The organism is Methylobacterium planeticum (assembly GCF_008806345.1).
GTDB lineage: Bacteria > Pseudomonadota > Alphaproteobacteria > Rhizobiales > Beijerinckiaceae > Methylobacterium > Methylobacterium planeticum.
This window is the reverse complement of sequence record NZ_VZZJ01000023.1, coordinates 65,960-74,740: the sequence shown is the minus strand read 5'-3', so window position 1 is coordinate 74,740 and position 8,781 is coordinate 65,960. Positions and strand designations below refer to the sequence as shown.

Annotated in this window: 9 protein-coding genes and 1 pseudogene; 6 read left to right on the top strand and 4 right to left on the bottom strand. The window is 68.4% G+C overall.

Annotated elements, in window-relative coordinates; genetic code table 11:
- Positions 1 to 384: 384 nt before the first annotated feature.
- Positions 385 to 1,272 carry a transcriptional regulator GcvA gene (gene gcvA, locus F6X51_RS21375; protein ID WP_150965698.1) on the bottom strand — a complete coding sequence of 296 codons (888 nt, stop codon included), beginning with the start codon at positions 1,270 to 1,272 and terminating at the stop codon, positions 385 to 387.
- 94 nt (positions 1,273 to 1,366) lie between these two features.
- On the opposite strand from gcvA, the gene F6X51_RS21370 reads away from it, so the two are divergent.
- The 3 genes from F6X51_RS21370 to F6X51_RS21360 all read left to right on the top strand — a co-directional run bounded on the left by F6X51_RS21370 (position 1,367) and on the right by F6X51_RS21360 (position 3,033).
- Positions 1,367 to 2,323, top strand: a complete 957-nt coding sequence (locus F6X51_RS21370; protein WP_150965697.1) for a zinc-dependent alcohol dehydrogenase family protein — start codon at positions 1,367 to 1,369, stop codon at positions 2,321 to 2,323.
- Entirely contained in the window at positions 2,320 to 2,556 is a 237-nt protein-coding gene (locus tag F6X51_RS21365) for a DUF2867 domain-containing protein (RefSeq protein WP_150965696.1), read from the top strand. Before F6X51_RS21370 ends, F6X51_RS21365 begins: the two co-directional genes overlap by 4 nt.
- 93 nt (positions 2,557 to 2,649) lie before the next feature.
- Entirely contained in the window at positions 2,650 to 3,033 is a 384-nt protein-coding gene (locus tag F6X51_RS21360; RefSeq protein WP_150965695.1) for a nuclear transport factor 2 family protein, read from the top strand.
- Positions 3,034 to 3,415: 382 nt separating this feature from the next.
- Here F6X51_RS21360 and F6X51_RS29180 read toward each other — a convergent pair.
- Positions 3,416 to 3,608 (bottom strand): annotated as a pseudogene (locus F6X51_RS29180) (Arm DNA-binding domain-containing protein); the annotation flags it as partial.
- A gap of 371 nt (positions 3,609 to 3,979) precedes the next feature.
- Between F6X51_RS29180 and F6X51_RS21350 the strand changes: the two are divergent.
- Positions 3,980 to 4,213, top strand: a complete 234-nt coding sequence (locus tag F6X51_RS21350) for a hypothetical protein (RefSeq protein WP_150965693.1) — start codon at positions 3,980 to 3,982, stop codon at positions 4,211 to 4,213.
- Positions 4,214 to 4,280: 67 nt separating this feature from the next.
- Here the strand turns inward: F6X51_RS21350 and F6X51_RS21345 are convergent, their stop codons facing one another.
- Both F6X51_RS21345 and F6X51_RS21340 read right to left on the bottom strand, forming a co-directional pair.
- Positions 4,281 to 4,571: a sulfur globule protein precursor gene (locus F6X51_RS21345; protein WP_150965692.1), complete on the bottom strand. Its 291-nt coding sequence runs from the start codon at positions 4,569 to 4,571 to the stop codon at positions 4,281 to 4,283.
- Positions 4,572 to 4,686: 115 nt separating this feature from the next.
- Positions 4,687 to 5,307, bottom strand: a complete 621-nt coding sequence (locus F6X51_RS21340) for a hypothetical protein (RefSeq protein WP_246696933.1) — start codon at positions 5,305 to 5,307, stop codon at positions 4,687 to 4,689.
- A gap of 272 nt (positions 5,308 to 5,579) precedes the next feature.
- Between F6X51_RS21340 and F6X51_RS21335 the strand changes: the two genes are divergently transcribed.
- Both F6X51_RS21335 and edd read left to right on the top strand, forming a co-directional pair.
- Entirely contained in the window at positions 5,580 to 6,716 is a 1,137-nt protein-coding gene (locus F6X51_RS21335) for an asparaginase (RefSeq protein ID WP_210250329.1), read from the top strand.
- A gap of 234 nt (positions 6,717 to 6,950) precedes the next feature.
- Positions 6,951 to 8,774, top strand: a complete 1,824-nt coding sequence (edd, locus tag F6X51_RS21330) for a phosphogluconate dehydratase (RefSeq protein ID WP_150965691.1) — start codon at positions 6,951 to 6,953, stop codon at positions 8,772 to 8,774.
- Positions 8,775 to 8,781: the final 7 nt, after the last annotated feature.

Below are 8,781 nucleotides of genomic sequence, written 5' to 3'. Positions count from 1 at the left end.
GCCTGCCGCCGACATCCTCGGCGCCGTCAGCCGATCCCCTGAACCATCCGTCTGAGTCAGTGCACTAGCCTATTACGACCGAGCGGGTGACCGCGGCCATGATGGCCACGTAGAGGGCGAGTGCGTACGCGGTTTGAAGCCAACGGGGCATGAGAGGCTTCTACCAGCCCTGGCCGGCTTTCGGGGCTGCGCTTCGGCCACAAACCCGAGGGTCTGCAATGGGTGGAAAGCCGGCGCTGGCGCTCTCCCAAACTGCGGACGAAATTCCAGCCGGACCACCGTATCGCTGCCGATGGCCCCTGACTTCAGGCCTGAGGGCTATGCCGCCTCTCGGTGCGACACGCATAAGTGAGGGACGAGGGGATGAGTGTCAGGGCCGTCTGATCACACGGCTGCGGAGCACAGCCAGTCGACCAGCTTCCCGACATCCCCCGCCCGGGCCGGATGTCGTGGGTGGACGACCCAGTAGGGGTGGGCGTCGAGGACCGGCCCGAAGGGTTGTACCAGCGCGCCGCCCGCCAGATCGTCGGCGGCGAGCACGACCGACAGGAGCGCGATCCCCTGACCCGCGATCGCGGCCTGGATGACGTGCCCTTCATCGCTGAAGCGAATGCCCGCGCCGCCATCGACCTCCGTGATCCCGGCCCTCCGCAGCCAAGCCGGCCATGTCGGCGTCTCGTCGGTCAGGTCGGGCCACTCGAAATGCAGGAGGGGGTAACTTGTTAAATCTCTCTCGGATCGAACCGCGAGGCGAGGACTGCAAGCGGGTCCGACCCGGTCGATCACCAGCTTGTGAGCGTCGAGGTCGGGGTAGGGACCGGGCCCGTATCGGACGGCGACGTCCACTCCGTCGCGAGCGAAGTCCACCAGGCTGTCGGACGCGTGCAGTCGCAGGTCGCGACCGGGATGCGTGGCGCGAAAGTCGGCAAGCCGCGGCACGAGCCACTTCGCGACGAAGGCGGTCGGCGCCGAGAGCGTGAGAACGCCGGCCGAGTGCCGGCCGCGGATCTGGTCGATGGCTTCGGCGAAGGCGTCGAAGCCGTCGCGCAGCACGGGCAGCAGCACGGCCCCCTCGGCGGTAAGCCGGACCCGACGCGTCTCGCGGTGGAAGAGGCGAAGCCCCAAGGTTTGTTCGAGGAGCCGGATCTGATGGCTGATGGCGGTCGCCGTAACGCCCAACTCGTCGGCGGCACCGCGGAAGCTCAGGCGGCGTCCGGCCGCCTCGAAGGCCCGCAGCGCCGCGAGCGGGGGAAGCGATCTCCGCATCGTCATGGCTGAATGTAGCTCATCTCTCCCGTGAGGAAAACGCGTTCGTCATCCTGCATCCCGGCTGACACAAGGGCACCTGCCACAGCAGGAGGCTCACATGAAAGCGATGGTATTGACGAGGTTTGGCGGGCCGGACAGCTTCGAGCTTCGGGACCTTCCCGACCCCCGACCTGGACCTCGGCAGGTCCGCGTGGCGGTGCATGCGACGTCCATTAACCCGCTCGACTGCCAGATCCGTCGCGGTGACTACGCCGACCAGGTCGAACTGCCGGCCATCATCGGGCACGACGTCTCCGGGGTCGTCGACCAGATCGGATCCGACGTGACGGAGTTCAGTGTCGGGGATGAGGTCTACTACACGTCGCGGATCTTCGGCGGCCCGGGATCGTACGCGGAATACCACGTGGCGGACGTCGACATCGTGGCGCGGAAACCGGTCAACCTGAGCCATGCCGAGGCTGCGAGCGTCAGTCTCGTTGGCGTCACCGTCTGGGAAGGGCTGGTCGAGCGCGCCCGATTGAAGGTGACCGAGACGGTCCTGATCCATGGCGGCGCGGGGGGCGTCGGGGCCATCGCCGTGCAGGTCGCCAAGGCCATTGGCGCGCAGGTCCTGGCGACGGCGCGCGGCAGCGACGCGGCGCTCGTCGAAGGGCTCGGCGCCTCGGCCGTCATCGATTTCGAGCGCGAGGACTACGTGGACGCTGTCAATTGCCTGACCGACGGCAGGGGCGTCGACGTCGTCCTGGATACGATCGGGCGCGACACGCTTTCGCGTTCCCCACGCATCCTCCGCGAGGATGGGCGAGTGGTCACCCTGGTCGACAGCGCGACGCCCCAGAACCTCATCGACGCCTGGGGCCGGAACGCGACCTACCACTTCGTCTTCTCTCGTCAGAATGGCAGCAAGCTCGACGCCCTTACGCGCCTCCTTGAGCGAGGCTTGGTGGTGCCGCAAGTCGGCTTGGAGCTTCCCCTCGACGAAGTCGCACGCGCTCATGCGCGCTCGGAGGAGGGCCGGCTCAAGGGCAAGATCGTGCTTCGGGTGAGATCATGACGCCGCAAGATCCCTGCCGGAACCCCGGACCTGACAGGTCGCAAGGTCCCGGTGGTCGGAGACGACTACGACTATTCCACCTCTCCCTCCTTCTGAGGCGGCGCCCGGCCGGAGGGGAAGACCTCGTCGCCACCACGGTCGTGCGACGCCGCAACCTGCTCGGTCGAGCCTACCTCGCGGCCATCACGCCCGGACGCGTACTCGTCACCCGGCCCACCTTGGCAAGAGCCTAGTGGAAGTGAGTGCTAGGCTTAGCTGATGCAAGCGACCGCGGTCTGGCCTACGACGTATCTTGCGGCGTCCAAGCCCACGCTCAGAGGGAACGCATGACTGATCTTGCAAAGAACAAGGCGAACGTGATCGCCTTCTATGAGCTGATGTTTAACGATTGCCGGCCGCGCGAGGCGATCGAGCAGTATGCCGGCGCCGACTACATCCAGCACAACCCGCATGTCGCAACCGGCAAGGACGGTTTCATTACCTATTTTGAAACTATGGCCCGTGATTGGCCGGGCAAGCGGGTCGAGGTGAGGCGGGTCGTCGCCGAAGGTGATCTCGTAGTTCTTCACTGTCTCCAGCACTGGCCAGGCAACCACGATTACGCGGCCATTGACATCTTCCGGCTCGATGCCAAGGGCAGGATCGTCGAGCATTGGGACGTACTGCAGGCCCTGCCAGAGACCTCCGCCAACTCGAACGGAATGTTCTGAGCAACGGGGATTCAGCAGCTGTATCAGTGATAGTCCGCGATGTTCCGCGCACGGTGCTCACACTCCTTCGGTCACAGAGGTCGCCCCTGGCGAGGCCGGAGCCTTGGTTCGAGCCCGTGGCCGTGCCGATGCTGACCGAGAGGCAACCGGGCTCGATTCCGGCTTCGCGCATGCACGATGTTTGCAGCTTAGAATGTTGCAACCGTCGGGCCTGGTCTGTTCGAACGATGACCGCTGTTGAGAGGCGAGCGGCCATTGCGGCCGCTTCAGTCCAAGGTCTGGAAGTTGCGCAAAGCTGCTTTAGGGCCGCTGTCAGAGCGAATGTCGTCTTTGCAAGTTTTGCCCATCAAAGCCGGACACGCAGGGGCCGTCGTGAGATCGAAGAGAGGGTAGGGGCCTATAGTGAACTTCCGCGGCCGACCGGCATGCCGGTACCGCACCGCCCACGACTTCACGCCGCTCGGTTGTATGATGAGGTAGAAGCCAGGCAGGGTCGCGTCTGGGATCTCCAGGCGGCGGTTCGCATCCGGCTTGTATCGTCCGACGCTCTGCACGGTCAGCACCTTCGCTGCCACGAGACGCGGTCCTCCGGGTAACGCCGGGGGATACAAAAATGCCCGTTAAGGCATGTTTTGCGACGTTACCCGATGTTAGACGCGTTCAGGTGAAAAGCTAAGTGCTGCCGCGGCTTACGGCCGAAAGACGTGCGAGAAAGTTGGGGAGCGTTAGCCCCACGCACATTTCTTAAAATCTTGCGGCCGCAAGGCTGTGCGGGTTCGAGTCCCGCCGTCCGCACCAACATCGCGATGGGCCTTGCGTCCGCGCGGCGGTCCGCTGACCCGGCAGCCGCGCCCGGCCGCAGGCTGAACGGACGCGAAAGGTTTCCTCACGGAACAGCGCTTCCGCGGCGGTCGTTTCCTCCCGGCATCGATCAGGAGGATGGTTCATGGGATATCGCATCGTGCTCGCCGCCGCGCTCGCGCCCGGCTTGCTCCTCGGCGCGGCCTCGGCCGAGGCCAAGGGCTGCATCAAGGGGGCGATCGTCGGGGGGGCGGCCGGCAGCATGGCCGGGCACGGCAAGATGGGGGCGGCGGCCGGTTGCGCGGTCGGTCACCACAAGGCCAACAAGAAGGACCAGCAGGGCGCCGGCAACCAGGGTCAGGCGCCGCAGGGACAGTGAGCCGGGGCCGGGGAGCGCGCGGCGGGCCCGTCGGGCCGGCGCGCTCCCGCCTTCCGCATCGGATGCCTCAGTCGCAGACCTTGCGCACCACCATGTCGCCGTCCTCGTTGATGAAGCGCTTGACGTAGCAGGCGCCGTAATAGGCCGGCACGACGCCGACGAAACGCGGGCCCCATCCGACGTGGCGCCCCCAGCCCCCGTGGTGGTGATGCCCGAAGCCGCCGAAGCCGCGGCCGCCGAACCCGCCACCGAACCCGCCGTGACCGCCGCCGAAGCCGCCCCGGGCGGACGCCTCGCCGGCACCGAGCGCCGCACCGACCACGAGCACCGCGGCCAGGAACCGAACCGATCGAACCATCTCAAGCCTCCTGTCTGTCTCCGGCCGAGGTGTTCGGCCGTGGGGCAGGTATGATCCGATCGCCCGCGGAGGACTGTGATCCGGCTCACGCCGATCCGGGGCGAGAGCGGCGCGCTCAATCCTCCGGGATTTCCCCCGGGGGAACCGGGGCCTCGTCGTCGTGGCGCGCCTGCGCTTCCTGGGCCGGACGCGGCGCGGCTTTGCCCGCCACGGGCTGGGCCGGCGCCGGCAGGATGTCCTCCGCCCGCTTCAGGTCCACCACCTGCGCGCGCGCCGCGGGGACGCGGTAGCCGAGGGACTGAGCCGTGCCGCGCAGATCCCGCACGGCGGCCTTGCCGGCCTCGGAACCGTGGCAGATCGCGAAATAGGTCGCGATGAAGTTCGTGTACTTGCGCATGGTCTCGCGGGAATCCTCCGTCGCGAAGGGCGCCAGGAGGATGCCGACGGTGCGGCCCTGCTTCTCGGCGATCACGGCGGGCTTCGTCGGCGAGCAGTAGACGTATCCGGCTTCCTCGGCCCGGGGCACGCGGCCGGAATAGCTGGCGTGGAAGGTCTTCAGCCGGGTTCGCTTCAGGCTGCCCTCCGGCACCGTCCGCACCGGATCGATCGAGACGATGCTGAACTCGTCGCAGCCATCCGGCTGGCACAGGCCGCGAATCAACTCGGCCCGGTTGTCGTCCTGCGCCATCGCAGGACCGGCGATCAGGATGGCGGCGAGACAGGTTCTTGCGCGCATGCAGGGCTCTCCGGTTCGGTCAGGCGGCGGTAGGCGCTGAGTTTGACGCTCCCGTGGCGGCGCGGCTCCCGGCAAACCTTCGGCGCGGCTGCGTACGCCGGCGGACGGGCCTTGCGGATCCGCGGGCCGCGCCTGCACGGGCTCCGGCGGCGCCCGTGGGGGCTGCCGGCGCGGAGGATCGCGCGGTTTTCTCACCGCGCGGGCGGCCCTCTTCTTGCCTTACGGGCCGCGGGGATGTCCAATCCCCGACCTTCCTTAGACAAGGTTCGCCCATGCACGCCGTCCCGCTCCGTCCCGCGCACCCGCGCCGGATCGCCCGCTTCGCCCTCGCAGCCTGCCTCCTCGGGGCGATGGGCGCGCTGCCCGGCGCCCCGCTCCAGGCCCGCGAGATGCCGGAGGCCGGCAGCGCGACGGCGACGGGCAAGCCGAACGTGGTGATCCTCGCCACCGGCGGCACCATCGCGGGGGCCGGGGCTGATGCCAGCAACAGCGCCACCTACCAGGCCGCCAAGGTGCCGGTGGACAAGCTGATCGCCGCGGTTCCGGCCATGGCGAACGTCGCCAACGTGCGGGGCGAGCAGGTCTTCCAGATCGCGTCCGAGAGCTTCACGGATGCTCAGCTCGTCCAACTCGGCAAGCGCGTCTCCCAGCTCCTGAAGCAGGACGACGTGGACGGCGTCGTGATCACCCACGGCACCGACACCCTGGAGGAGACGGCGCTCTTCCTGAACCTCGTGGTCAAGAGCGACAAACCGATCGTGGTGGTCGGCTCGATGCGGCCCTCCACCGCGATCTCGGCGGACGGCGCCCTCAACCTCCTCGACGCCGTCACGGCGGCGGGCAGTAAGGAGGCCGTCGGCAAGGGCGTCCTCGTCACCATGAACGACTACATCCAGTCAGGCCGCGACGTGACCAAGCGCACGAACATCGTGCCGAGCGCCTTCTCCAGCCAGTGGGGACCCCTCGGCATGGTGGTGGAAGGCAAGACCTACTTCTTCCGCGCTCCCTACAAGCGCCACAACGCGAGTTCCGAGTTCGACATCGACACGATCGAGAGCCTCCCGCTCGTCGCCATCGTGTACGGCTCGGGCAACATGTTCCCGGGCGCCTACAAGGCGGCGGTCGATGCGGGCGCGAAGGCGATCGTCAACGCCGGCACCGGCAACGGCTCGGTCCCGGGCTACCTTGTCGACACCCTCAAGGACATCCGGGGCAAGGGCACCCTGGTGATCCGCTCCTCCCGCGTCGGGGACGGGTTCGTCCTGCGCAACGCCGAGCAGCCGGACGACAAGTACGACTGGGTCGTCGCCCACGACTTCAACCCGCAGAAGGCCAAGATTCTCGCCGCGGTCGCGCTGACGAAGACGAGCGACACGAAGGAGTTGCAGCGCATCTTCTGGGAGTACTGAGCCGGAGAACTCGCCCAGGGCGGGCCGGCCCGCGGGACGCGCGCCGGCTGCTCCGATCGGGATGGCCGGCGCGGCACCCCTTCCAGCCCGGGACTGCGCGCATACGTGATCGGGAGAGCGGGCCGAACCGGCCTCGATCAACCGTGTAAACGTTTACAACGCGGTTGGCCGGGCCTATGACGCCACGGGTCGGATTCGTATCGTGATCGGGACATCCCGACGGAAGGATAAGGAATGACCGAGATCCATCCCGAGATCGCGGCCGTCACCGCCCGCGTGATCGAGCGCTCGCGGGGCTCGCGTCGGGCCTATCTCGACCTGATCGAGCGCGAGCGCGAGAACGGCGTGCATCGCCCGAGCCTCGCCTGCGGCAACCTCGCCCACGGCTTCGCCGCCGCCGGCGAGGACAAGGCGGCGATCCGCTCCGGGCGGACGATGAATATCGGCATCGTCACGGCCTACAACGACATGCTCTCGGCGCATCAGCCCTACGGGCGTTACCCGGAGCAGATCAAGGTCTTCGCCCGCGAGCGCGGCGCCACAGCCCAGGTGGCGGGCGGCACGCCGGCCATGTGCGACGGCGTCACCCAGGGCCAGCGCGGCATGGAGCTGTCCCTGTTCTCGCGCGACACCATCGCGCTCTCGGCCGCGGTGGCCCTGAGCCACGGCATGTTCGACGGGGCGGCGCTGCTCGGCATCTGCGACAAGATCGTGCCCGGCCTGATCATCGGCGCGCTCCGCTTCGGCCATCTGCCGACGATCCTGGTGCCGGCCGGCCCGATGCCCTCCGGCCTCGCCAACAAGGAGAAGCAGCGCATCCGCCAACTCTACGCGGAGGGGAAGGTCGGGCGCGAGGACCTGCTCGAATCCGAATCCGCCTCGTATCACGGGGCCGGCACCTGCACCTTCTACGGCACCGCCAACTCCAACCAGATGATGATGGACGTGATGGGCCTGCACATGCCGGGCGCCTCCTTCATCAATCCCGGCACCAAGCTCCGCCAGGCGGTGACGCGGGCCGCCGTGCACAGGCTCACGGAGATCGGCGCGGACGGCAACGATTACCGTCCCGTCGGCCGCTGCGTCGACGAGAAGGCCATCGTCAACGCGGTGGTGGGGCTGCTCGCCACCGGAGGCTCGACCAACCACGCCATCCACCTGCCCGCCATGGCGCGGGCCGCCGGGATCGTCCTCGACTGGGAGGATTTCGACCGGCTCTCCGCGGTGGTCCCCCTGATCGCGCGGGTCTATCCGAACGGGGCGGGCGACGTGAACCACTTCCACGCGGCCGGCGGCATGAGCTTCGTCATGGCGAGCCTGATCGATGCCGGGATGCTGCACGACGACATCCTGACGGTCGCCGGCGGCCGCCTGCGCGACCATGCCCGCGACCCGAAGCTCGCCGGCGAGGACCTGGTCTACGAGGACGCCGTCGCCGAGAGCCTCGACGACACCATGCTGCGCAAGCCCGCCCGCCCGTTCCAGCCGGACGGCGGCATGCGGCTCGTGAAGGGCAATCTCGGGCGCGCCACCTTCAAGACCAGCGCCGTCGAGGAGCACCGCCGCACCATCGAGGCACCGGCCCGGGTCTTCTCCGATCAGGACGACGTGCTCAAGGCCTTCAAGGCGGGAGAGCTCGAGCAGGACGTGATCGTGGTGGTGCGCTTCCAGGGGCCGCGCGCCAACGGGATGCCGGAGCTCCATAAGCTGACGCCGCCCCTCGGCGTGCTGCAGGACCGCGGCCACAAGGTCGCACTCGTCACCGACGGGCGGATGTCGGGGGCCTCCGGCAAGGTCCCGGCCGCGATCCACCTGAGCCCCGAGGCCATCGGCGGCGGGCCGATCAGCCGGATCCGCGACGGCGACATCCTGCGCCTCAGCGCGGCGGAGGGGCGCCTCGAGGTCTTGATCGACCCCGAGGAGTTCGCCGCCCGCGAGGAGGCGGTGGCGCCGCCTCCCGCGACGGGCACGGGACGCGAGCTCTTCGCCTTCATGCGCCACGGTGCGGACGGGGCCGAGCAGGGCGCTTCCGCGATGCTCGCCGCCGCCGGCCTCTGACGCCGAC

Coding starts and splice junctions, on each gene's coding strand:
- F6X51_RS21340 (WP_246696933.1), bottom strand. CDS start 5,307: ATGCGCGCAAGAACCTGTCTCGCCGCCATCCTGATCGCCGGTCCTGCG.
- F6X51_RS21345 (WP_150965692.1), bottom strand. CDS start 4,571: ATGGTTCGATCGGTTCGGTTCCTGGCCGCGGTGCTCGTGGTCGGTGCG.
- edd (WP_150965691.1), top strand. CDS start 6,951: ATGACCGAGATCCATCCCGAGATCGCGGCCGTCACCGCCCGCGTGATC.
- gcvA (WP_150965698.1), bottom strand. CDS start 1,272: ATGACGATGCGGAGATCGCTTCCCCCGCTCGCGGCGCTGCGGGCCTTC.
- F6X51_RS21360 (WP_150965695.1), top strand. CDS start 2,650: ATGACTGATCTTGCAAAGAACAAGGCGAACGTGATCGCCTTCTATGAG.
- F6X51_RS21350 (WP_150965693.1), top strand. CDS start 3,980: ATGGGATATCGCATCGTGCTCGCCGCCGCGCTCGCGCCCGGCTTGCTC.
- F6X51_RS21335 (WP_210250329.1), top strand. CDS start 5,580: ATGCACGCCGTCCCGCTCCGTCCCGCGCACCCGCGCCGGATCGCCCGC.
- F6X51_RS21370 (WP_150965697.1), top strand. CDS start 1,367: ATGAAAGCGATGGTATTGACGAGGTTTGGCGGGCCGGACAGCTTCGAG.
- F6X51_RS21365 (WP_150965696.1), top strand. CDS start 2,320: ATGACGCCGCAAGATCCCTGCCGGAACCCCGGACCTGACAGGTCGCAA.